At 26.7% G+C, this 22,638-nt stretch carries 33 protein-coding genes and 2 pseudogenes; 16 read left to right on the top strand and 19 right to left on the bottom strand.

Going from position 1 to position 22,638, the window contains the following annotated elements; all coding sequences use genetic code 4:
- Position 1: 1 nt before the first annotated feature.
- Together ACQH23_RS05445 and sufC are read right to left on the bottom strand one after the other, a co-directional pair.
- Entirely contained in the window at positions 2-832 is an 831-nt protein-coding gene (locus tag ACQH23_RS05445; protein WP_425379216.1) for a SufB/SufD family protein, read from the bottom strand.
- Between the two features lie 2 nt (positions 833-834).
- Positions 835-1,650 (bottom strand): Fe-S cluster assembly ATPase SufC, encoded by an 816-nt coding sequence (gene sufC / locus ACQH23_RS05450; protein WP_425379217.1) that lies wholly within the window; start codon positions 1,648-1,650, stop codon positions 835-837.
- A 215-nt stretch (positions 1,651-1,865) separates the two neighbouring features.
- Here sufC and ACQH23_RS05455 point away from each other — a divergent pair, with 215 nt between their 5' ends.
- The 3 genes from ACQH23_RS05455 (at position 1,866) to ACQH23_RS05465 (ending at position 6,156) form a co-directional block, all read left to right on the top strand.
- Positions 1,866-4,103 carry a hypothetical protein gene (locus ACQH23_RS05455; protein WP_425379218.1) on the top strand — a complete coding sequence of 746 codons (2,238 nt, stop codon included), beginning with the start codon at positions 1,866-1,868 and terminating at the stop codon, positions 4,101-4,103.
- The gene (locus tag ACQH23_RS05460; protein WP_425379219.1) at positions 4,103-5,803 is read left to right on the top strand and encodes a lipoprotein; all 1,701 of its coding nucleotides are present in this window, start codon (positions 4,103-4,105) and stop codon (positions 5,801-5,803) included. The genes ACQH23_RS05455 and ACQH23_RS05460 overlap by 1 nt, the downstream gene beginning before the upstream one ends.
- Positions 5,804-5,892: 89 nt before the next feature.
- A complete protein-coding gene (locus ACQH23_RS05465) occupies positions 5,893-6,156 on the top strand; it encodes a hypothetical protein (RefSeq protein WP_425377654.1) in 264 nt (87 codons plus the stop codon).
- Between the two features lie 224 nt (positions 6,157-6,380).
- On the opposite strand, the gene ACQH23_RS05470 is transcribed toward ACQH23_RS05465, so the two are convergent.
- The 11 genes from ACQH23_RS05470 to secG all read right to left on the bottom strand — a co-directional run bounded on the left by ACQH23_RS05470 (position 6,381) and on the right by secG (position 14,258).
- The gene (locus ACQH23_RS05470) at positions 6,381-6,632 is read right to left on the bottom strand and encodes a hypothetical protein (protein ID WP_425379220.1); all 252 of its coding nucleotides are present in this window, start codon (positions 6,630-6,632) and stop codon (positions 6,381-6,383) included.
- Positions 6,633-6,764: 132 nt separating this feature from the next.
- On the bottom strand, positions 6,765-7,580 hold the full coding sequence (locus ACQH23_RS05475) for a TIGR00282 family metallophosphoesterase (protein WP_425379221.1): 816 nt from the start codon (positions 7,578-7,580) through the stop codon (positions 6,765-6,767).
- A 12-nt stretch (positions 7,581-7,592) separates the two neighbouring features.
- Positions 7,593-7,913 carry a YlxM family DNA-binding protein gene (gene ylxM, locus ACQH23_RS05480; protein WP_425379222.1) on the bottom strand — a complete coding sequence of 107 codons (321 nt, stop codon included), beginning with the start codon at positions 7,911-7,913 and terminating at the stop codon, positions 7,593-7,595.
- Positions 7,913-8,899, bottom strand: coding sequence for a signal recognition particle-docking protein FtsY (gene ftsY / locus ACQH23_RS05485; protein WP_425379223.1), 987 nt, complete (start codon positions 8,897-8,899; stop codon positions 7,913-7,915). The genes ylxM and ftsY overlap by 1 nt, the downstream gene beginning before the upstream one ends.
- Positions 8,900-8,928: 29 nt before the next feature.
- Positions 8,929-9,306: a hypothetical protein gene (locus ACQH23_RS05490; protein WP_425379224.1), complete on the bottom strand. Its 378-nt coding sequence runs from the start codon at positions 9,304-9,306 to the stop codon at positions 8,929-8,931.
- The gene (locus tag ACQH23_RS05495; protein ID WP_425379225.1) at positions 9,273-9,869 is read right to left on the bottom strand and encodes an alcohol dehydrogenase catalytic domain-containing protein; all 597 of its coding nucleotides are present in this window, start codon (positions 9,867-9,869) and stop codon (positions 9,273-9,275) included. Before ACQH23_RS05495 ends, ACQH23_RS05490 begins: the two co-directional genes overlap by 34 nt.
- A 437-nt stretch (positions 9,870-10,306) precedes the next feature.
- On the bottom strand, positions 10,307-10,804 hold the full coding sequence (locus ACQH23_RS05500; RefSeq protein WP_425379226.1) for a hypothetical protein: 498 nt from the start codon (positions 10,802-10,804) through the stop codon (positions 10,307-10,309).
- A 265-nt stretch (positions 10,805-11,069) separates the two neighbouring features.
- On the bottom strand, positions 11,070-11,210 hold the full coding sequence (locus tag ACQH23_RS05505) for a hypothetical protein (protein ID WP_425379227.1): 141 nt from the start codon (positions 11,208-11,210) through the stop codon (positions 11,070-11,072).
- Between the two features lie 111 nt (positions 11,211-11,321).
- A complete protein-coding gene (gene smpB / locus ACQH23_RS05510; RefSeq protein ID WP_425379228.1) occupies positions 11,322-11,753 on the bottom strand; it encodes an SsrA-binding protein SmpB in 432 nt (143 codons plus the stop codon).
- 13 nt (positions 11,754-11,766) lie between these two features.
- Entirely contained in the window at positions 11,767-13,884 is a 2,118-nt protein-coding gene (gene rnr / locus ACQH23_RS05515; protein WP_425379229.1) for a ribonuclease R, read from the bottom strand.
- 77 nt (positions 13,885-13,961) lie between these two features.
- Entirely contained in the window at positions 13,962-14,258 is a 297-nt protein-coding gene (secG, locus tag ACQH23_RS05520; protein ID WP_425379230.1) for a preprotein translocase subunit SecG, read from the bottom strand.
- A gap of 138 nt (positions 14,259-14,396) precedes the next feature.
- On the opposite strand from secG, the gene ACQH23_RS05525 reads away from it, so the two are divergent.
- Positions 14,397-14,567 carry a hypothetical protein gene (locus ACQH23_RS05525; RefSeq protein WP_425379231.1) on the top strand — a complete coding sequence of 57 codons (171 nt, stop codon included), beginning with the start codon at positions 14,397-14,399 and terminating at the stop codon, positions 14,565-14,567.
- 45 nt (positions 14,568-14,612) lie between these two features.
- Here the strand turns inward: ACQH23_RS05525 and ACQH23_RS05530 are convergent, their stop codons facing one another.
- On the bottom strand, positions 14,613-15,542 hold the full coding sequence (locus ACQH23_RS05530) for a UPF0236 family transposase-like protein (RefSeq protein WP_425379232.1): 930 nt from the start codon (positions 15,540-15,542) through the stop codon (positions 14,613-14,615).
- Positions 15,543-15,547: 5 nt separating this feature from the next.
- Positions 15,548-16,066, bottom strand: coding sequence for a UPF0236 family transposase-like protein (locus tag ACQH23_RS05535; protein ID WP_425379233.1), 519 nt, complete (start codon positions 16,064-16,066; stop codon positions 15,548-15,550).
- Positions 16,067-16,237: 171 nt separating this feature from the next.
- On the opposite strand from ACQH23_RS05535, the gene ACQH23_RS05540 reads away from it, so the two are divergent.
- The 6 genes from ACQH23_RS05540 (at position 16,238) to ACQH23_RS05565 (ending at position 18,192) form a co-directional block, all read left to right on the top strand.
- The gene (locus tag ACQH23_RS05540; RefSeq protein ID WP_425379234.1) at positions 16,238-16,579 is read left to right on the top strand and encodes a holo-ACP synthase; all 342 of its coding nucleotides are present in this window, start codon (positions 16,238-16,240) and stop codon (positions 16,577-16,579) included.
- A 94-nt stretch (positions 16,580-16,673) separates the two neighbouring features.
- Entirely contained in the window at positions 16,674-16,880 is a 207-nt protein-coding gene (locus ACQH23_RS05545; RefSeq protein ID WP_425379235.1) for a hypothetical protein, read from the top strand.
- A 225-nt stretch (positions 16,881-17,105) separates the two neighbouring features.
- A complete protein-coding gene (locus ACQH23_RS05550; RefSeq protein ID WP_425379236.1) occupies positions 17,106-17,444 on the top strand; it encodes a helix-turn-helix domain-containing protein in 339 nt (112 codons plus the stop codon).
- On the top strand, positions 17,344-17,619 hold the full coding sequence (locus ACQH23_RS05555; protein ID WP_425379317.1) for a transposase family protein: 276 nt from the start codon (positions 17,344-17,346) through the stop codon (positions 17,617-17,619). The genes ACQH23_RS05550 and ACQH23_RS05555 overlap by 101 nt, the downstream gene beginning before the upstream one ends.
- A 13-nt stretch (positions 17,620-17,632) precedes the next feature.
- A complete protein-coding gene (locus ACQH23_RS05560; RefSeq protein ID WP_425379237.1) occupies positions 17,633-17,902 on the top strand; it encodes a hypothetical protein in 270 nt (89 codons plus the stop codon).
- Positions 17,887-18,192 (top strand): hypothetical protein, encoded by a 306-nt coding sequence (locus ACQH23_RS05565; RefSeq protein ID WP_425379238.1) that lies wholly within the window; start codon positions 17,887-17,889, stop codon positions 18,190-18,192. Before ACQH23_RS05560 ends, ACQH23_RS05565 begins: the two co-directional genes overlap by 16 nt.
- Before the next feature lie 84 nt (positions 18,193-18,276).
- On the opposite strand, the gene whiA is transcribed toward ACQH23_RS05565, so the two are convergent.
- Both whiA and ACQH23_RS05575 read right to left on the bottom strand, forming a co-directional pair.
- Positions 18,277-19,221 carry a DNA-binding protein WhiA gene (whiA, locus tag ACQH23_RS05570; protein WP_425379239.1) on the bottom strand — a complete coding sequence of 315 codons (945 nt, stop codon included), beginning with the start codon at positions 19,219-19,221 and terminating at the stop codon, positions 18,277-18,279.
- 98 nt (positions 19,222-19,319) lie between these two features.
- Positions 19,320-19,502, bottom strand: coding sequence for a hypothetical protein (locus tag ACQH23_RS05575; RefSeq protein ID WP_338955504.1), 183 nt, complete (start codon positions 19,500-19,502; stop codon positions 19,320-19,322).
- 143 nt (positions 19,503-19,645) lie between these two features.
- Here ACQH23_RS05575 and ACQH23_RS05580 point away from each other — a divergent pair, with 143 nt between their 5' ends.
- Together ACQH23_RS05580 and ACQH23_RS05585 are read left to right on the top strand one after the other, a co-directional pair.
- Positions 19,646-19,768 carry a helix-turn-helix domain-containing protein gene (locus tag ACQH23_RS05580; RefSeq protein WP_425377840.1) on the top strand — a complete coding sequence of 41 codons (123 nt, stop codon included), beginning with the start codon at positions 19,646-19,648 and terminating at the stop codon, positions 19,766-19,768.
- 198 nt (positions 19,769-19,966) lie between these two features.
- Positions 19,967-20,596, top strand: a complete 630-nt coding sequence (locus tag ACQH23_RS05585; protein ID WP_425379318.1) for an IS30 family transposase — start codon at positions 19,967-19,969, stop codon at positions 20,594-20,596.
- Here the strand turns inward: ACQH23_RS05585 and ACQH23_RS05590 are convergent.
- Entirely contained in the window at positions 20,580-21,002 is a 423-nt protein-coding gene (locus tag ACQH23_RS05590) for a DDE-type integrase/transposase/recombinase (RefSeq protein WP_425379240.1), read from the bottom strand. The two genes, ACQH23_RS05585 and ACQH23_RS05590, sit on opposite strands and share 17 nt — an antisense overlap.
- A gap of 21 nt (positions 21,003-21,023) precedes the next feature.
- Positions 21,024-21,206 (bottom strand): annotated as a pseudogene (locus ACQH23_RS05595) (hypothetical protein); the annotation flags it as partial.
- 74 nt (positions 21,207-21,280) lie between these two features.
- On the opposite strand from ACQH23_RS05595, the gene ACQH23_RS05600 reads away from it, so the two are divergent.
- From ACQH23_RS05600 to ACQH23_RS05615, 4 genes and pseudogenes are all read left to right on the top strand, one after another.
- The gene (locus tag ACQH23_RS05600) at positions 21,281-21,544 is read left to right on the top strand and encodes a hypothetical protein (RefSeq protein ID WP_425377654.1); all 264 of its coding nucleotides are present in this window, start codon (positions 21,281-21,283) and stop codon (positions 21,542-21,544) included.
- Positions 21,545-21,717: 173 nt separating this feature from the next.
- Positions 21,718-21,783 (top strand): annotated as a pseudogene (locus ACQH23_RS05605) (hypothetical protein); the annotation flags it as partial.
- 21 nt (positions 21,784-21,804) lie between these two features.
- Positions 21,805-22,068, top strand: coding sequence for a hypothetical protein (locus ACQH23_RS05610; RefSeq protein WP_425379241.1), 264 nt, complete (start codon positions 21,805-21,807; stop codon positions 22,066-22,068).
- A 68-nt stretch (positions 22,069-22,136) separates the two neighbouring features.
- Complete coding sequence (locus tag ACQH23_RS05615; RefSeq protein ID WP_425378330.1) at positions 22,137-22,400, top strand: transposase family protein; 264 nt, start codon at positions 22,137-22,139, stop codon at positions 22,398-22,400.
- Positions 22,401-22,638: the final 238 nt, after the last annotated feature.

The raw sequence follows: 22,638 nt of genomic DNA on the forward strand, positions 1-22,638 counted from the left end.
GTTATTCTCCAATCTCTTTATCAATTTCATTAATAATATTTTTTTGTAATTCTTCGTTTTCAATTGCATCAATTACATTTTTAAAATAACCCATACAAATTAATTTTCGGGCCTGCGTTATTGTTAATCCTCTTGTTCGTAAATAAAAAAATTGTTCTGGGTCAAGCATTCCGACCGCATTAGCATGACTCGCCTTAATATTATTTTCATCAATTAATAAAATTGGATCAGAAATGGCTTTTGAAGTTTTATCAAAAACTAATAATCTTAATTCTTGATGTGCTTCTGATTTACTCATTGTTTTTTCAATATGACTAGTACATTTAACAGTTTGTAATGAATTATCTTTGGCAATTGAATATGTCTTAATTTCACTTTCCGTTTCCGGCGCTAAGTGATGGGCATAAATAATTGCTTTTTTATAATAATCATGTGTTGACAAACTTGCCAAATAATATTTCAAAATACTACGTTTCCCTTGCAAATTAAAAATAACATTTTCCGTAATACTACTATTAACAACATTTAAGTGATAAGTATTAACTTGGGCTTTTTCTAATAAATTATAAAAAATATTGGCTGTTTGTTCACATTCACGATTTTTATAAATATTAATAATATTAATTTGACTATTCGCAGGAATATTATAGTTAATTGTTACTTCTGATGTTAAATTTAAAAAAAACAAAAAAGTTTCATTAACAAGATTAGGAACAAAATTAATATCAATAACTTCCCCAGGTTGGTTATTCTCAAGGGTTAATTCCGGTGTTGTTGCATCAACATTAAATTTATCACTAACAAGTTCTTGTTTATTGAATAAAACACGCATTTTTATTTTCCTTTTTGCGCAGAACAGCCAATTCCTGCTAAAGGTTTGACCCCACTTTTTTTATTTCCCGCAGTTAAATTTAACTCTTGTAATAATCATTCGTAACCTTCTTCGTTAATTTTTTTAACTAAACTATAATCGCCACTTTTCACAATTTTCCCTCTCACAATAACATGCGCATGTGTCGGTTTCACTAAATTAAAAAAACGATCATAATGTGAAACAACAATTGCCGCAAAATTTTTATTTCGCATTTTTTTTAATTCGGTACTAACAACATTTAAAGCATCAACATCTAAGCCCGAATCAATTTCATCAATTAAAGCTAATGATGGCTTTAATAAATTTAATTGTAAAATTTCATTTTTTTTCTTTTCGCCCCCAGAAAAACCAGTATTTAAATAACGGCGAATCATACTATCATCAATTTTTAAATTCTTAATATTATGATTAATATCCTGATATAACTCGGGTAATTTAATTGGCAAATCACGATGTGCATTAATAATTGCTTTTAAAAAATCTAAATTTAAAACTCCCGAAATTTCAACTGGTGATTGCATTGCGAAAAAAATCCCCATTTTGCTTCGTTCATCTACTTTTTTTTCTAAAATGCTTTCGCCATCAATTAAAATATTCCCGCTTTCAACGGTATAACTAGGATGTCCCATAATTGTTGACAATAAAGTTGATTTTCCATTTCCATTAGGCCCCATTAAAGCATGAATTTCATTAATATTAACAGTTAAATTTAAACCATTTAAAATAATCTCATTATCCGCCGAAACAAATAGATCTTTTATTTCAATTTTTTTCACTTTAATCCCTCCTTTGGAATATTTTTATGCCAATCCAGAAGTGAAATTATCTTTATTTTTTTAATAAAGTCTACTTTTATTGTACAATAAAAGTAGACTTTATTATATTTTTTTAATAAAATGTATTTAGTATTTTTTATCAAAAAGTACAAAAATAAAAAAGTCAAAAGGAAGGATGAACTAAAATGAGAAAACTTTTATCATTACTGAGCAGCATGATAATAGTGTCCACAACCGTAGTCACAACGAGTTGTAGTACTAAAGATAAAGAGAAAAATAATCAACACAAAAATGAAAATGGGGATAGTATTTGAGCATGAATTCCAGAAATTTTTGGGGGAAAAAAAATTACTTCACCTGATATTTGAAGTGTTCTAGAAAATCCATTTGTAAATGCAGGAAATGGAAAATGAACAAATGATCCAACCCAATGAGATGGACCTACTAGAATTAAAATGTCAGTACAATTATCATTAATTTTAAGTGTTGCAATTTTGGCCAACTCTAACAAGTTCTTTGTAGATAATAAAGAAAAGAATATTGATATCGCAGATTATAAAGACTTAGTAAACATTTTAAAGAAACACTGAGAATTATTGGTTACAAGTACAAATAAAGCTGTTGAGAAAAAGAAACAAAGTTTTAAAGATAGCGACAAAAAAAAATGAGAAAAAAAATATCATGATTTCTTAGATTCAAACTATAAAGATATTAGCGGTGCTAGTGGTAACAAAAAATATGAAATTGAAGAACAAAATTATAAGGCAGCTATTATGACAACAGGAGTTGATGGTGGTATTAGTGCAACGCAAATGTTAACTAGCATTTTGTTAAATAATAATATGCGTGTATATAAACAAAATACTACTAACAGTTCAGTTGAATTCTTAAAAGATTTTGCTGCTTTCCTTAAAGATAAAAAATCAACAAAAGAATGAAATAGTAATAATCAAAATTTACGAATTCAATTAGCCTTAGCCTTTACTTGAGATAAAAGTAAAAATTCTTTTGGTGAAGATTTTAGTAAATTAACAATTAATGAGATTGATAGTTGTCTTGACAAAATTGCAAATGATTTAAAAACACATAATTATAACCATTTAGAATATATGAACGATAATCATCCACCATTTTCAACACCTGTTTTTCAAAATTCAACAGCAACATCTATTGGAACACCAATATTAAGTGAAACATATGATGTTGGACAACTTTCATTATTTCAAAAATATATGACTGAAAAATGATTTCAAAATGAAAAACCATTAGCAATTTCAAAAATAACTTATGGTTTTAAATCAGGTGCAACACCAACTGATACTGGCTTTACAGCAGATAGTTTTGATGAAGCAACAAAAAAACAAATTAATAATGATCTAAAAAATTTAACATCATCTAAAAGCTGAGAGGACTTTATTACTAACAGTGAAGGAACTGTTACCTCATCAAGTGACTTATTAACATTAAGTACACAAGCTGATGCTGTTAAATCAAATATTTTAAAATCAAGTGTTTATGAAAGTATTAATGCGACGGGAGAAGCTGCACCTGCCGATATAGATGCTGTAATAACTAAGATCAGTCGTAAAAATCAAGGTGACGCAATTAGTGCTAACTGAACAATTGGAAGTGGCAGCGGTGATATGGTTGTTAGTTTCTTTGATACAAATGGTTTAAATTTAGTTCATATTGATGGTCGTGAATATTTACAAGATGCAACTGCATCGTCATATAAAGACTATAATATTGATTGACAATTCAAAAGTTTAAATTACTCAAGTAATACTTATAGTGCAATGAATGATAAATCAGAAATTATGACAACTGATAAAGTAAAACAAATGATGAATACTCAATTTAGTAATGATCAATACTTATGGTATCTAGTAAACCGTAGCTTAGTTAATAATAGTAGCAATAGTAAACTTAAATTTAAAGTTTTAGATGAAGTTAAAAAATATGCTACTTTAAGTTCAAGTTCTGGTTCAGCGGATGATAAAACATGATGATGATGAATTTTTGACTTTTTTAATAACTTTAATAATAAAATTTTAACAAAAAATATAACTCCACAAGAGTGATTAAAAAAATTTATTACTTTTAATAATGATGGCGAAGGCCAAAATAATGCCGATTGATTTATTTCAATTATTAATGCGATGTCATCTAATTTAGCTGGCGGAACTGTTCAACGTTTATACAGTAGTTTTGAAGCAAAAAACAAAACAATTGAAGGTTATAAAATTGGTGGGCCAGCGGCTAAAATTAAAACAAAAGATATTGTTCATAAAATTAGCAACGCAAAAGTATGAAATGAAGAAATTAATGCCAATTACGTCGTGGTAAACAACAATGCAGCAGAAACAGCATTGCTTTTAACACAAACAAGTGCTCCAGCAATGATAAGTCCAACGACAAATCCAACAATTTACTATAAAGGAGGTAGACAATAATGAAAAAATTACTAAACCTTTTAGGGGCAATAGCCTTTACTTCGTCTGTTAGTACATCAACTCTTGTTGCTTGTGCAAAAAAATCTTTTGAAAGATTTACTGAGCCTGCGATTGCTGACCAAGTTAAGCGTTGAATTATTGCCCAAATTAATGTAGAAGATGCATCAGGTGTTGTTAAATATTCTTTCAATGATATTTTTACTAAAGCAGCATTAAAAAAAATGGCAATAAGATTATTAGATACTAATATTTCAAAATATTTCTACGCTTCCGAAGAAGCAACAAGAGCTCGTTATACAGGAGTATCAATTGATATTAGTCAACCTGACTCATTATTAATTAAACAATTTATCAATTTTGTTGAACAAGTAGCCCTTGATAATTTAAGTACAAAATACTTTACTGGAATCTCTAATTCAACTCCATTAGAGACAACAATTGCTGGACAAGGATACGCTCCTGACTATCAAACTGAAAAATGATATGTTGGTGGTACTCAATCACACTTCTGAACAGGTACATCTAACGTAGATTATAAAAAATCACAAAAAAAACAAGGGGAAAATAACTTTAAAATTCAAATTAAAAGTGCTGGTAATAATTATGATGACTTTAATGCAATGTCAGAAAATGAGAAAAAAGCAGCATTAAAAATGCGTTTTAAAGATTATTATATTCATGTCGAAGTACCAGCAGTTATCGATAAAATTATTACAGCGACATATTTACACCAAAACGAAATTAAACGTTATGGAAGCGTTGATAATAGTGTAATTTATTTAAATCGAAATAGTGCTTTATTTAATGCCGCTCAATCATGAGATACTGTTAGTGGTGCACGATGAAAATCATATCTTAAAATGGTTTGAGAATTAAAATTAGATAAAGAAAGTTTAGATAAATTATTTGCAGGAAGCGGCCCATTAGCAAAAGTTGAAGAATTAAATTATAATTTAACTAATTATAAAAATGTCTTAACAGATATCCTAACAAAAATGTTTAATAATAAACAAAATAATGTATTTGATAACATGATTAAAGATGGGATTGATCCAATCTTTGGTATTAGTGGATTTAAAGGATTCGTAGGAATTAACAAAAGCAAAAATGATATTTTTACAACCCTAAGCAATGCTGATTCATATAAACAAAAAATTATTGATACAGCAACTCCAGGAATTATTAAATCTGGCGAAGGGACAAATCCTTCAAGTTACCAATTCTTAGATGCTAATAAAAGATATGGTTCAGTTGTGTTAGTTTTACCAATCTATGCCGTTGATTTAATGAAAAACATGAACATCAACTATAAAGCTGATGATAAAAATAACAAAGAATTATCATTAACTTGATATGGTTCAGGCGGAGCACCAACTGATTTAGACCAAGCTTGATTAGCACAACAAGGTGGTGCTAAACGTTCATTATCATGATTATACAAAGAAAAAGGTTACTTAGGAACCCACGATGAAACAGGAAGCCCACTTTATAATGATAAAGGAGCTCCTAGTGACATTGTCAAAAATACAAAGGGACAAATCCTAAAATGAATTGAATATACTTTTGCTCAACAACAAAACTTACAAACAGCAGCAAAAAAAAGATTATATTCCCTTGCCTTTGCTAATAATCCCGAGAATGTTTATTTACAAACCTTATATGATGCAATTGGATCATTCATTATTAAAAAAGAAGATTAAAAAAAGACTGCACTAGACTAGACTGCACCCAAAAAAGTAAGTAAAGAAAAAAAGTCTTTGCTAAACTTTTAAAGGAGGTGCATTTTTATATGGCAAGAAAAGGACAAAAATTTAATAAATATACAGCAGATTTTCGAAAAAGGATAGGACAAGAAGTTAAAAATAATAGTATAAGTTTTATTGCAAAAAAATATGCAATTAATAAAAAAACTGTTGCTTCATGGTATGAAAATTTTAAGAAAGGAATTTTAAACACCAATAAAGGTCCAAAAGAATCATTTGAAAAAAGAGATTTAAACTATTACAAAGTTAGGTATGAATTACTAAAAAAGCTTCATGACTTTTACAATTAAATAAAAGAAAAATTGTATTTTTTATCAAAGAAAACATTAATAAATATCCACTAAATTTATTACTTGATATAACAGATTTAAAGCGTAGTTATTGAGATAAATATAAAAATTATTCAAGTAATGGTAAGGATAGTGAACCATTAAATAATATTACGCTGATTAAAAGCAATTACCGAAACTTTATTTTTATCTCAAATGACATTATTAATTAAACCCCGAAAGTTTTATTTTTGCCCGTATAAATCATGAACTGCTAAAATAATATATTCCCCGGTCTTATCAATTGTTTCTAATGTTGTTAATTGATATTGATCAGCAGTAATAAAATGTTTATTTTCAATATACTCTGGTAATTGAACTTCTCCTCGTTTTGTTTTTGTCTTTAACAAACGGTAAAAAAGATAATAACATAAAAAAATACCTAGGATAACACAAACATTAATAATAATTACATTCGTTTTAATTAAACTAGTCATTTAATAGACTTCTTCCGATACCTGATTATTTATGCTTAAAAAGCAATTAAAATTTTTAAAAATTCTTATTTTAAAGTTTAATTTAATTTTTTTATTTGTAATTTTTTTATTTTTGTTAGTATCGCAAGAAGTCTAATATTCTCCTTTATTATGCAAAAAATTAGTTTCATTTTCAGGACGAATTAAAATCCGATCAATTTTAATTGCTTTATTTGTTTTATCATCCACTTGTAATAATGCTGCTGAAAAAATCAATCGATCATTTTCAGTTGCTGGTTCAAACCGCACTGGTAATCCTGTTTTTTCTTTAATAATAATTTCATCTGGATTAGCCCCAATAATTGAATCATAACTACCACACATCCCAACATCAGTAATATATCCGGTTCCTTTTGGCAAGATTCGATTATCAGCAGTTTGAACATGGGTATGGGTTCCAAAAAAACCAGTAATAATCCCATCATAGTTTCAAGCAAAAGCTAATTTCTCAGCACTAGCTTCGGCATGAAAATCAACAAAATGATAATCACTATCATCATTTGCAATAATTTCTTCAAAAATGGTATAAGGATTATCAACAGGATCCATAAAACTGCGGCCCATTAAATTAGTAATGCGAACTTTTTTATTATTAACATTAATAACAACAGTCCCTTGCCCGGGGGTAAACGAGTTCATATTGGCTGGTTTTAATAAATCATTTACTTCTTCAATATATTTTAAAACTTCGGGATTCCGAAAAATATGATTACCCGAAGTAATAATATTAATACCCGCTTCTTTTAACTCATTATAATGATGCTTCGCTATTGACTTACCGTGGGTTGTATTTTCACCGTTGGCAATAATTAAATTAATATTATATTTTTTTATTAGTTGTGGTAAGTATTTTTTGACAGCTGTCCGACCAGCTTGCGCATAAATATCACCAATTATTAAAATATTCATTTTAGTTTCTCCTTAATCACTATCAATTTTTTTTAATTTTTTGATTAATCGAACACATTCTTTAATGTTTTCAAATTCTTGATAAATAATATCCCGCTGATGCTGTTTAAATCCTAATTGTAAGTTATTTTCAAATTTTTGCAAAGCACTTGTAATTTTTACCAATGAATCATATACAGCGTTTCGAGAAACACTTTTTAAACCCGCAATTTCATTTAACGAGTAATCATCAAAAAAATATAATTCAAAATATTCTTTTTGCTTTGTTGTTAATAATTTACTATACAACTCATATAAAATAATTAACTCATTTGATTTTTCTAAATCTTTCATTATTCTGTTTCCATTTCATTCTGATTAAATAAATCCTTTGTTAAATTATAAATATATTGTTCAATATCAAATTCTTGTAAATCAGTTGGTTGTTCACCTAAACCAATTAATTTAACCGGAATATTTAGTTGGTCTTTAATAGCCAATACAATGCCACCCTTAGCCGTTCCATCCATTTTGGTTAAAACAATTCCACTGACATCTGTTACTTCAGAAAAATTCTTTGCTTGGGAAATTCCATTTTGACCAGTAACCCCATCAATTACCAATAATGTTTCATGCGGAGCATTCGGAATTTCTCGTTTAATAATACGATTAATTTTATTTAATTCGTTCATTAAATTAACTTTATTTTGCAAACGCCCGGCGGTATCAATAATAATAACATCAACACGGTCTTGTTTTCCTTTAACTAGGCCATCATAAATAACACTAGCAGGATCTTGGCCCTTTTTTAATGGTTTAACAATGGCAACTTGTAAGCGTTCTGCTCATTGGTTTAACTGTTCAACAGCCCCCGCTCGGAAAGTATCACCAGCAACTAATAAAACCTTTTGTTTTTGGTCAAGAAATTGTTTTGTTAATTTAGAAATTGTTGTTGTTTTTCCAGCTCCATTAACACCAACCATTAAGATAACATTGACACGATGATTATTAATATTTAACTTATTTTGTTTACTTTTGGGGTCATTATATAAATCCATTATTACTTCGACTAAATAATCATTAGTGTCTTCAATACTTCACCCTTTTTGAACTTTCTTGCGAATTTGGTTCGTAATTCGCAAGACCATATTCATTCCCATATCACTGGCAATTAAAATTTCTTCTAATTCTGCTAAGTATTGATCATCATATTCTTTATACTTATGTGCTAATTTTTTAATATCATTAGAAAAAGTTAAGCGTGTTTTTTGTAACGCCTTTTCTAATTTAATTTGTTTTTTCTCTTCACGCTTTGCTTTTAATTTTTGAAAAAACCCCATTTCTTTTCTTCACCCACTTCTATTGCTGATTATAATTTCACAACAATTTTGAAACTATCTTTATCCATAAAATTTTCATATGCTTTTAATACTTCATTTTTATTAAAAATCTTTGAGACTAACTGTCGCGGAACAATTTCTTTATTTTCAATTTTTGCTACTAATTCTTTTAAAATATAGGCATTTAAAATCCCCGTATGAACAGTAATATTTTGACTTAATAATTGTTGCAAATTAAAGACGACTGGTGTTTTTAAAAAATCAATTGTAATAATTGTACCATTAAAATTAATCATTTGTTGTGCTTGTTCAAAAGTACCACGGTCATTGTCAACACATTCAACGACTAAATCATATTTAATATCTAATGTAGTTAAGGTGCTATCATAAATTTTATGTGCCCCCATTTTTTAAAATAATTTAATTTTTGACTATGATGATCATAAATATCAATTTTTTTATTATATTTTTTTAATAATAACAAGAGCCCCAATCCAATTGGCCCATCACCAATAATAGCAATATTTTTAATTTGTTTTAAATCAATTTTTTTAATAACATTTTCATATCCTGTTGGTAAGGCATCATTTATCATTAATGAATAAGCTAAACTCATTGTTTTGGGAATTTTAACAACGCTATTCTCGCCATGAGGAACACGGACATATTCCGCATGAGTTCCGTTGATTTTAGTCCCTAGGGTAAAGCCACCTTTAATACAATTAGCAAAGGATTTTTGTTCACATCATTCACAAATATTACAATGGATAATACAACCAATGTCAACCCGGTCACCAACTTTAAGCTTGATAACATTCTCACCAATTGCGGTAATAATGTCAACTCCTTCATGGCCCATAATCGTGTTAGGAGCGACACTAGTGTTTTTCCCTAAATAAGGACGATAATCATCATGTGAAAAAGTAAATTCTTCAATTTTCACAATAATATCGGTTGCGTCTTGAATCATTGGCTCGTTAGTTTCAGTTCATTCAATTTTCTTTTCTCCTTCAAAAATTAATGCTTACAGTTTATTCCACTTCACTTTCTACCTATGATTATACCGAAATAATAATTGATGTTAAAGAAAAAAAAGAACAAGACAAAATAACTTTTAAAACGCTGGATAGGTTACAATGATAAGATTTGCAATTAGGGCATTTAATACCTTTATCTCTAAATTTTTGATCAATTTCATTTAAGCGTTTTTGTTTTTTGATTAATTCTGCTTATTTTTTAACTTTTTCATAAAATTCTAAAAATTGATCATCTGTTAAACTATTTATTAATTCTGCAAGTATTTTTTCCATCAATTATTTACCTCTCTTTATATTAAAAATATACCTAATTTTAGATATATTTTATAAATATCAATAGTTTTCGACAAAATTAAAGCTTATTTTTATCTTATTCTTCAATTTGTAATATTCCCTGTTCAATTTCTAAAACCACATTAGGGTCAACTAAATTCGTAAATAATCGTTGATGGGGCATTCTTAAATTAAAATATTGTCGATAGTTTTTCCGAATTAATTCTTGATTTTCATCAGTTAAATTAATAAAAACCCATGCATCAGTACAAACCGGCAAATTATTAAACATAATAACTTCGGCCGCATATGTCTCAGCTAACTGAACACTATCTTTCACTTCTTCATCAAAAGGAACAATGAAACTATCATCTAAATCATTAATTTTTTCAATTGACGGATCATTGACAATCTCAATCCCAATTCTAAATTCCCGAACTGTTTGATATTTTTCATATAACGTATAATTAATAATTTTAACAGTGATATTAATATAATTTGCAATTTCAATTAAATAATTTAAATCGCCAGCATCTTCATATAAAACTAAATAAATATCTTCATGACGATGAATGCCAACAATACCTTCCCCCATTTGTAATGAACTTAAAATGGTTTCCTCTAAACTATTAATAATTCAGTCATAAGTTTCTTTATCATATGTTTTTTTAATTTCTTTCTCATTAATAAAACGAACAACAATCGATGAAACTGATTAATTTTCTTTAATTTTGTAGAAAAATCTTGATATTTTAATAAAATCAGGATTTCATTTGGTTTTTGATAAAATGTATTTCTTGCAAATCTCTATATTTTATAAGGGTTTTTGACTTTATCAAGATTTTTCGAAAAAATTAAAGTTAATTTTTATCCTCTTTTAAATAAAAAGGTGGTAATTGTAAATTTGATAACGCCACACGATTACGATATTCATCAAGTCGATTTTTACTATAAACATATTCTTTTAATATTTCAATCGTTTGTTGAGGATCTCATTTCATATTTACTTACCCCTTACTATATTAATTAATTATAACATAAAAAACCCTTAAAATAAAGGTGATAAAGACATTAAGTAACAAGCAAACAAAATTTATGATGCAACTTAGTCATTAGTATTTTTGGCGTAATCGTTCATTATCGCGTTGTTTAATTGCTTCGCGTTTATCATAATTCTTTTTCCCGCGGCCTAAAGCAATTTCTAATTTGGCATAGTTATTTTTAAGGTACAGTTTTAAAGGAATTAATGTTAAACGTTCTAATTTAATTCGTTGAAGAATTTTCTTAATTTGTTTCTTATGTAAAAGCAATTTTCGAGTTCGATCAGTGGGAGGGACATATGCCGTAGAAAATTTATATTGAGCAATTATCATATTAATAATAAACGCTTCATTCTTACGAATAATAATAAACGCTTCATTAATTGAGACATCCTTATTACGAACTGATTTAATCTCACTGCCCGTTAAAACAACTCCGGCTTCATATGTTTCAATAATTTCATAATTGTACCGTGCTTTTTTATTAACTGTAATTGTCAACATTAATATCAACCCCTTACTCAACTAACTCAAAATCAATTTGGCGTAATTTTTTGCTTGCTTTCTTAACTCTAATTCGAACTTTTTTCCCCAAGAAAAATTCTTTTCGTTTTCGTTCTCCAATTAATTTTAAACTTTTTTCATCAAAAACATAATAATCATTTTTAAAATCAGTAATATGAACTAATCCTTCAATGGTATTTGGTAATTCAACAAAAATACCAAACGAAGTAACCCCCGCAATAATTCCATAATATTCACAACCGACTTTATCTTCCATATATTCGGCTTCTTTCATTTTATCAACTTCGCGTTCACATTCCATTGCGCGTAATTCCGCTAACGATGACTGCTGACTAGCATAACTAACAAAAGAACGAGTTTGTTCTAAATCAGGAACTTGAACTTTGCCCTGAAATAAATACGCTTTTAATAACCGGTGCACAACTAAATCCGGATACCGACGAATTGGCGAAGTAAAATGTGTATAACACCATGATGTCAATCCAAAATGGCCATCATTAATCGCACTATATTTAGCCTTTTCCATACTTCGTAAAACAAGAGCAGAAATAACTTTAAAATTTTCCTTATCTTTTAATTTATTTAAAATTTGTTGTAAGTCTTTTGAATGAATATTTTCTAATTTACCTTTAATATTTAATCCTAAATAAGATAATTGCGTATACAAATCAAATAATTTCTTTGGTTTTGGTTTATCATGTACCCGATAAATAAATGGTAAATCCATTCAATAAATTGTCTCGGCGACTGTTTCATTAGCCCGAATCATAAAACTTTCAATTAATTTTTCAGCGTCTGCCCGTTCACTCGCAACAATATCTTTAATTTTCCCATTTTTATCAACAATAAACCTTGGTTCATCTAAATCAAAATCAATAACACCATCTTGCTCTTTTTTGCGAACTAGAACTTGATATAATTGCTGCGCTAGGAAAAGCATTGGGGTAATTGTTGATGAAATTTGATTCTTTTCTTGACGAAATAATTTGTTAACTTCATCATAAGTTAAACGAGCTTTAGAAATAATAACTGCTTCATAAATGCTGGAATTAACAACATGCCCTTGGTTATTAATTTCCATTTCACAAGTTAATGTTAAGCGTGGTTCATTCGGATTTAAGGAACAAATTCCGTTGCTTAATTTTTCTGGTAACATTGGCACAACTCTGTCAATTAAATAAACAGAGCATCCTCGTTCAATCGCTTCTTTATCAAGATAACTATTAGCTGGAACATAATGCGCCACATCCGCGATGGCAACCATTAAGACATAATTACCATTTTTATTTTTTTTAACTAAAATAGCATCATCAAAATCTTTTGAATCATTACCATCACTTGTAACAAACATTTCTTCTTGTAAATCACGCCGTGATTGGTCGACTAACATCGTTGGAACATCAACATCTTGTTTAATTTGATTCGCTTCATCCAATGTTTTTTCATCAAATTTAGTAGGCAAATTAAACTCATGCAAAATAGCTAAAACATCAACACCAACTTGATTAACATTCCCAATAATCTCGATAATTTTAACTTGCATTAAATTGGTTTTACTATTAATACTGTTAATAATCCCTTTAACAATGGTATTTTCAATTGCCTCAGATGAATTAATAATTTCAGCCCGATATTGGGTTAATTTATTATTTAAGATTTCTAAATATTTTTGTTGATAACGATTTTTTTTAATAACCCCCACTACATACTTATTATTTCGTTTTAAAATTTTAATTACTTGAGACTCTGTTTTTTTAAGACTAGTTATTTGCTTTTGCTTCTTTAAAATAAATAAAACTTGGTCTTGATCTAAAGCATTATTTAAATCCTCTTGTTTAACATAATATTCCTCTTGACCCTCACTAATTTTAATAAAACCAAAACCTTTTTTATTAACACTAATAACGCCTCGTAAATAAATTTTTGGATCAAAATAATAAAAACTATGTTGTTGCGTTACACCAATAATATTATCATTCTCTAATTCAACCAAAACTTTTAACATCATCTTATTATCATCAATTTTATTAATTGCTAATAACTGTGCTAATTGCATCGTGTCAATTGGTTTTGCTTGTTTTTTTAAAATATCTACAATACGATCGTGCATATACCTTTCCTCCTAAATGAAAAAAGAGACATTTTTAAATCTCTTTTAAATTAATGGTATTTTTAAAAACTTAATTATTACAATAAAATTTTCGTTAATAAACTTATCAATAATGTAACAATTAATAATGTTGAACCAAATCCTAACATAAAAATTGATAATGTTCGATCTAACCCACGTTCTTTACTATTAGCAAATAGTTCATCATTACCACCATTTAAAGCACTTAATCCTGTATGTGCTTTTTTGTTTTGCAATAAACCAATAATAATCATAATAATTGAAACAACTAAGACAATCATTTCAAAAACGTAAATAATTGTATTAACTACTTTTGGTTCAACTGCTAAAAACATCATACTTGATAGGTTCATTAAAACACCCCTCTCTAAAATAATTTATGTTCCTAATAATAGTACTATAAAAATCATAAAATTAGTGATTTTTCCTTTAATTTTGTAGAAAACTCTTGATATTTTAATAAAACCTTGATTTTATTGGGTTTTGTTAAAATGGACTTTTTACAAATTTCTATATTTTATAAGGGTTTTTGACTTTATCAAGATTTTTCGACAAAATTAAAGGAATTTTATGAAAAAGTTAAAAAAGAAGCAGAATTAATAAAAAAACAAAAACGCTTAAATGAAATTGATCAAAAATTTAGAGATAAAGGTATTAAATAGACGGTAGCGTGTAAAATGTTGGGGAAAAGTTTTCAGCATTAAGTTCTAATAATAATTATAAACTATTTTCTTTAAAAGAGTTTTAGTATTTGATAATGTAGAAGCGGTGAATATTGGTAAGTTATATTGTTTAACTTCTGGATTATTCATCTTTTTAAATATTCATCTTCAAGTAATTTGTTCATTTTTTACTTGAAGATTTTTAATTTCTGTTAGTTCTTGAAAGGTATTAATCCCATTAGCTGTCAATTGTTTTAATAACATTACTTTGTAAATCGTTTTTTCATTAAATATTTTTGGTTTTGAACGAAACATTAATTTAATAATTCGAGCAATATAACTTTCAATGCGACAACCAATATTTTCTTGATATTCTCATTTTTGAATTGCTCCATAGTATGTTCTTAAATAATTAGATATTTCTTGTAACTTTCCTTTCGCTTCTTCGGTTTTAACAAGCTGATAAGCTCATTCAAGGTATTTTGTAACCTTGTTTCAGTTTAATTTTAGAATTGCTTTTCTAATTTTATTAAATAAATAACGTTTATAATATCGTGGACCACGGAGACAATCTTTAATTTTTTTAATAACATGGAAACGATCAATGATAAATTCAACATTGATGTGTTTTTCAACCGTTGAAATATATTGTGCACCATCACCAAGCACAATAATTTTATCTGTCTCGGGTGATTCATAATTTAAGTTAATAAATTCTTTAATTCCTTGTCAGTATTTTTTAGAGTTAATTTTTTTAACTTCATTAGTCATTGTTACTAGAAATTTGACATTATGCATTGTTTTTCGTATTGTTTTAGGATCTTTATAACCAGTATGAAAGACGGTTAAACGGATTCTTTTCTTAATTTTTAATCGTTTTTTGATTTGATAACTAATGGCATTGCGATATGCTTCATCGGTTTCAATATAAATAACCCCATCATGTTTTAGTTTTGTATCTGGTTCATCTAGCATTAGTTCTAACAAATGTTTAATATCAAACCGTTTAATAAGGTTAAAAATTGTTTTTTTGTTATGTTAGAATTCCGATACATATTACAAATATCTTGATAACTAAAATTTATGCCTAATTTGCTGATTATTTCTAACGAAAAATCATAATCAAGTCGCTGATAACTTTCAATCCCTAATTGAATATCAAGTAAAAAGACCGTTTTTGGTTTTTTTGCCACTTGAAATTCTGGTTTTAAGATATATTTTCGTCGTTTAAAAGTAACTTCACCATTACGAAAAACCAAAGTTCGTTGATAAAATCCTTTTGGAATATAACGTGCTTTGCGTCAGTCCTTATTAAAAATATAGTTATCAATATATTCAAAAATATTTTTAAATAGTATTCAAGCTTCAGAACTAATTTCATTGTTTAAATAGGATAATAGTGCTGTAATAGGGATATTGGGGCTAATTTCATTAATTAAATCAATAAAAGAGTTATTATTTTCGTTTAAAAACTCTTGGATTCTAGTTATAATATTCATAGGATAGTTTTCTTTCTAATTTTTTTCAAACTTAATTATACTGAAAACTTTCTTTTTTATTTTCCCCAACTTTGGCAACGCAATCTCTAAAAAATTAAAGGAAATTATTATATCGTTTTTCCTCCTTTTTTTGTTAAAATATTAATAAGATATAAAACGGAGGAAAAAATTATGATTAAAAATGTTGGGATTGATATTGTTCAAAATAAACGAATCAAGTTATCAACCGCATTCGTTAAAAAATTATTAAGTCCAGTTGAATTAAAGCAATATAAAACTTTTTTTGATAAAAGTGCCCGACGCCAATTTTTAGCTGGACGTTGAGTGGTCAAAGAGGCGTTAGTTAAAGCCCTTGATATTAGGGTAATTTTAAACGAAGTGACGATTTATTTAAAGGATGATAATAATTTATTGGTTGAAGGATTATCTTTAGCTCAAAATGAAATTGTACATGTTTCACTTAGCCATGAACGTGATTATAGTGTCGGTTTAGCAGTTTTTTCAACTTTTTAACAATTTTCTTTAATTTTGTAGAAAAATATTGATATTTATAAAATATACCTAATTTTAGATATATTTTATAAATATCAAGAGAGGTAAATAATTTATGGAAAAAATAATTGCAGAATTAATAAATAGTTTAACAAATGATCAATTTTTAGAATTTTATGAAAAAGTTAAAAAAGAAGCAGAATTAATCAAAAAACAAAAACGCTTAAATGAAATTGATCAAAAATTTAGAGATAAAGGTATTAAATGCCCTAATTGCAAATCTTATCATTATGCTTCTTGCGATACCGGGTTTTCTTATTAAGAATATTTCTATAAAATATAATTAAAAATAAAAAATATAAATTAGGAGGGTATAAAACTATGAAAAAGGATAACTTTAAATTTCTTAATGATAAAGAATTATTACGATTAACAGGAATAAAAAAAATACTTTTAATAAAATGTTAGATATTTTAAAAGAGGCCGAGTTAAAAAAATTAAAAAAGGCGGAAAAGCTAATAAATTATCATTAGAAAATCGTTTATTAATGACTTTATCATATTGAAGAGAATACCGCACTTATTTTCATATTGGCAAAAGTTTTGGCATTAGTGAGAGTAATTGTTATCGTAATATCAAATGAATTGAAAACACTTTAATTAAACACCCTGACTTTCAACAACTTGCTGGGCAAAAAACATTAATAAATAAATATTTTAATGATAAAACAATTATTATTGATGCAACCGAAACAGCCATCCAACGCCCAAAAAAAAGACAAAAAAATACTATTCCAAAAAAAAGAGAAAAAACATACTATCAAAACACAAATAATCATCGAAAAAGAAAGCAAAACTATTATTGCAACAAATTTTGCTTGTGGTAAAACCGATGATTTTCGTTTATTTAAAGAATCAAAAATACCGCTTTTAAAAGCTAGCAAAGTAATAGTTGATACAAGGGGGTATCAAGGCTTGCAAAAAGTGCATCGGAATGTTTTGATTCCGCATAAAAAAACAAAGCAAAAACCTTTAAACAACACCCAAAACAGCTTGATATAATCGTCAAAAATTAATGCAATCAAAACAATTAGAAAATACTCAATTAAAATTTAAAAAATTAAATGGCCAAATACAAATCGATGAAACATTTATTAAAGAAATCCATAAAGGTAATTTTAAAGATAAATTTGATAAACGAAAAACTCATCTTGATCCATTTTCCACTAACACTAAATGTTGTATTCAAATGGCGGTTGATACTAATAATAATATTTTTTTCAATCCACTAATACCAAACGATTACAAAAACAGTGAATTATTGAAAATATGAATACAAAATTAATTAACAAAAATTCCATTATTATTTCTGATATGCAACCACTATATTTATTAGTAGCAAAACAAACAAGTTCTACTTTATATGCCACTAAAACTAGGACAAATCCTGATGCCAGTTATCGAAAATTAAATAAAATTAGTAAATTACAAGCAAGTCTTAAAGAAGCCTTAATTCATTATCATGATTTAGGGTTCACTAACATTCAAAATTATTTAAATCTCTGAAAATGAAAATACCAACACAAAGGTTTAACACCAAACCAACAAGCAACGGTATTATATTTTAACATCTAAAAAAGTTAAAGAACAATAATAATCTTCCATCAAATTCGTTTTCAAATTGTCATATTGATGATTTTTTTGACTTTATAAAGAGTTTTAGACAAAATTAAAGTAATATTTTAGATATTTTTTCTTAATTTCCCGAAATAAATGGTTAACCCCTGACTTTGAAATCTCTAAACCAATTTCATTTTCTAATAGTGTTGATAAATATTGTAATGAAGCATCCGGATTAGTGATTCGTAATAAAGCAACCTTTTTGGTATTTTCATTTAATTCATCAAACAAATTATGATCAATTAAATAATTAATCATAATGACTTGTTTTTCCCCCGCTTTGAGTGCTCTTTGTTGATTTGAAATTTCAATATTATTTAAACGATTAATGCTGTTAACCATATCCCGAGAAATACGCGTATTTTCAAATTCTAAAACACTATTAATTGCATCAATTAATTTTAAGAAATCCGAAACTAAAATTGAACGTTTTAAATAACAAACATAACGGTCATGTCGAATAATAATCTTAAAAGGAAAATGAAATTTATGCAATAATTTTCGAAAATACTGCGCCGAAGCTTCATCATTAAATTGAACCTCCAAATGATAATTACTTGTTTCGGGTGAATTAACACTCCCACAAGCAACAAAAATTCCCGCAATATATGCGCGTTGTTGGCGTTCATTTCATCCCGGAGGGATGAAAATAATTTTCTGATTAAGGTCAGCATCAAAAATATGCAAGTCTTTTAAAATTTCGGTTGCTGGTTCCTTAATTCGTAAAATAAATGTTTTGTTCTTTTTTAACTTTGTACTTTGCACAATAATAATATCAATATTAACTTGATATAAATTTTTTAAAAAAGTATAAATAGTACGAATGATAGCATTACTAATTGAAGAAACTTCAAAATTAAAAAAATGGTTACTAATTCTTAATATCATATTATATTTAACAAACCCCGCTAAAAAAGCTTTCTGACACATTTGGTCAAATTCTTTTTTAACGATTTCTTCTTTTACTTCCATTGCAAAACTCATCTTCATTCCCCTTTCTCCTTTAATAATACAGAAACCCCACTATTTTGGCATAGTGGGGTTTAGACTGCACCCTGTTTAGTAAGTATTAATAAAAAGGTTTACAAACTTTCATTTATTATATATTTTTCTTTTTGGTTTGAATATCATTTATTTCATTTTTTAACATCATTAATATATTCATTATGAGATTTATAATTTTTATTATGGATTGTTCCTTTTTTAAGTAATGAATGAAAACTTTCAATAATAATGTTGTCTGCACAATGATAATTTTTACCCATTGAAATTATAATTTTGTTATCTAAACATTTACTATTGCTGAATTATACTTGTAAGTGCAAGTAAATAAAATTGCAAAAAATCTCATATAAAAATTTTATGATGCTAAGTTTATTTTAGAAAAAATAAAGCAAGGAGTTTTTATATGGGATATAAACATCTTGGCATAGATGAAAGAATTTATATTGAGAATCAATTGAAGTTTAAAATAAAAATTAGTGAAATAGCTAAAAATCTTAATCGAAGTATTAGTACTATTATTCGATAAGTTAATAGAAATAAAGATAATAATCATTATTTTTCATTAATTGCACAAAATAAAGCATAAAATAGAAAACAATCACATTTTTATTTTCATAAGTTTAAAAATAGAGAATTAGTAAAATATGTACAACAAAAATTATTATTAGGTTGATCACCCGAACAAATTTATGGCAGAATTAAAAATTTTCATAAAGAATGAATTATTAGTTTTAAAACAATTTACAATTGAATTTATTCTGGATTACTTGAAAAAGTTACTAATAAAAATTTAAGAAGAAAAGGTAAGAAACGAAAATATCAAGAAAATCGGGGTAAATTTAATGGTAAATCAATTAAAGAACGAAATGCTAATGTTAATAATCGCGTAACTCTTGATCATTGAGAAGGTGATACCGTAGTATCATCACGAGGTAAAAGTAAATCATGTTTAATAACTTTAGTTGAAAGAACATCAAGATTTACTTTAGCAATATTAGTTGAAAATAGAACTACTAAAGTTATTAACGAAAATATTAGCCATTATTTATCAATTCTTCCAAATAATCTTGTTAAGACTATAACATTTGATCGTGGTAAAGAATTTGCTAATTGACAACAACTTGAAAAAAATTTAAATGTGAAAATTTATTTTGCTAATGCATATTCACCCTGACAAAGAGGTACTAATGAAAATACTAATGGTTTAATTAGAGAAAAATTTCCTAAAAAATTTAATTTTTCAAATACTACTAAAAATGCAGTTCATAAATTTATATTGTCTTTAAACCAAAGACCAAGAAAAATACTAAATTATCTTTCGCCAATCGAATATTTGGTTAGAAAAATAATTTAGTTGCACTTAACTTTACAATTTGGCTATTATAATCTTTAGATGTATATTGATATCCGTGATCTGAATGAATTATTGTTTTATTTAGCTCTTTTTTTATTTTTTTAATTTTATTAATTGCAGCATTTAAATTATCAATTACAAGTTTGTTATTATTAAATTTTGATCATTTTACATCAATAATTTCTTTAGTATATCCATCAATTATTGTTGATTGATAATGTTTTTTACCATTTCAAATTAAATAAGTTACATCAGTAAATAAAATTGAAAATCTTTCTTTAATATCATTAAAATTACGATTTACTAAATCAGGATATTTAATTATATTTTTATTTCTATTTTGTTTTATTAATATTTTTCTACGCATACGCTTTACATATTCAGCTTGAATATTATTTTCTTTCATAATTCGTAATACTTTCTTAGCATTATAAACAATGCCATAATCTTCTTTTAAATATTTGGTAATTCGACGATAACCAAATTGTTTTAAATTTTCTTCATAGACTTTTACAATATTTTTTAATGATTCACTACCCTTACCAGTACTTGAATAATTTTTATATTTATCTCAATAACTACGCTTTAAATCTGTTATATCAAGTAATAATTTTAGACTGCACCCAAAAAAGTAAGTAAAGAAAAAAAGTCTTTGCTAAACTTTTAAAGGAGGTGCATTTTTATATGGCAAGAAAAGGACAAAAATTTAATAAATATACAGCAGATTTTCGAAAAAGGATAGGACAAGAAGTTAAAAATAATAGTATAAGTTTTATTGCAAAAAAATATGCAATTAATAAAAAAACTGTTGCTTCATGGTATGAAAATTTTAAGAAAGGAATTTTAAACACCAATAAAGGTCCAAAAGAATCATTTGAAAAAAGAGATTTAAACTATTACAAAGTTAGGTATGAATTACTAAAAAAGCTTCATGACTTTTACAATTAAATAAAAGAAAAATTGTATTTTTTATCAAAGAAAACATTAATAAATATCCACTAAATTTATTACTTGATGTAACAAATTTAAAGCGTAGTTATTGAGATAAATATAAAAATTATTCAAGTAATGGTAAGGATAGCGAATCATTAAAAAATATTGTAAAAGTCTATGAAGAAAATTTAAAACAATTTGGTTATCGTCGAATTACCAAATATTTAAAAGAAGATTATGGCATTGTTTATAATGCTAAGAAAGTATTACGAATTATGAAAGAAAATAATATTCAAGCTGAATATGTAAAGCGTATGCGTAGAAAAATATTAATAAAACAAAATAGAAATAAAAATATCATTAAATATCCTGATTTAGTAAATCGTAATTTTAATGATATTAAAGAAAGATTTTCAATTTTATTTACTGATGTAACTTATTTAATTTGAAATGGTAAAAAACATTATCAATCAACAATAATTGATGGATATACTAAAGAAATTATTGATGTAAAATGATCAAAATTTAATAATAACTAGACTGCACCCAAAAAAGTAAGTAAAGAAAAAAAGTCTTTGCTAAACTTTTAAAGGAGGTGCATTTTTATATGGCAAGAAAAGGACAAAAATTTAATAAATATACAGCAGATTTTCGAAAAATGATAGGACAAGAGGTTAAAAATAATAGTATAAGTTTTATTGCAAAAAAATATGCAATTAATAAAAAAACTATTGCTTCATGGTATGAAAATTTTAAGAAAGGAATTTTAAACACCAATAAAGGTCCAAAAGAATCATTTGAAAAAAGAGATTTAAACTATTACAAAGTTAGGTATGAATTATTAAAAAAGCTTCATGACTTTTACAATTAAATAAGAGAAAAATTGTATTTTTTATCAAAGAAAACATTAATAAATATCCACTAAATTTATTACTTGATGTAACAAATTTAAAGCGTAGTTATTGAGATAAATATAAAAATTATTCAAGTAATGGTAAGGATAGTGAACCATTAAAGAATATTGTAAAAGTCTATGAAGAAAATTTAAAACAATTTGGTTATCGTCGAATTACCAAATATTTAAAAGAAGATTATGGCATTGTTTATAA

It is taken from the genome of Spiroplasma endosymbiont of Polydrusus pterygomalis (genome assembly GCF_964030635.1).
In the GTDB taxonomy this organism is placed as follows: Bacteria; Bacillota_I; Bacilli_A; order Mycoplasmatales; family Mycoplasmataceae; genus Spiroplasma.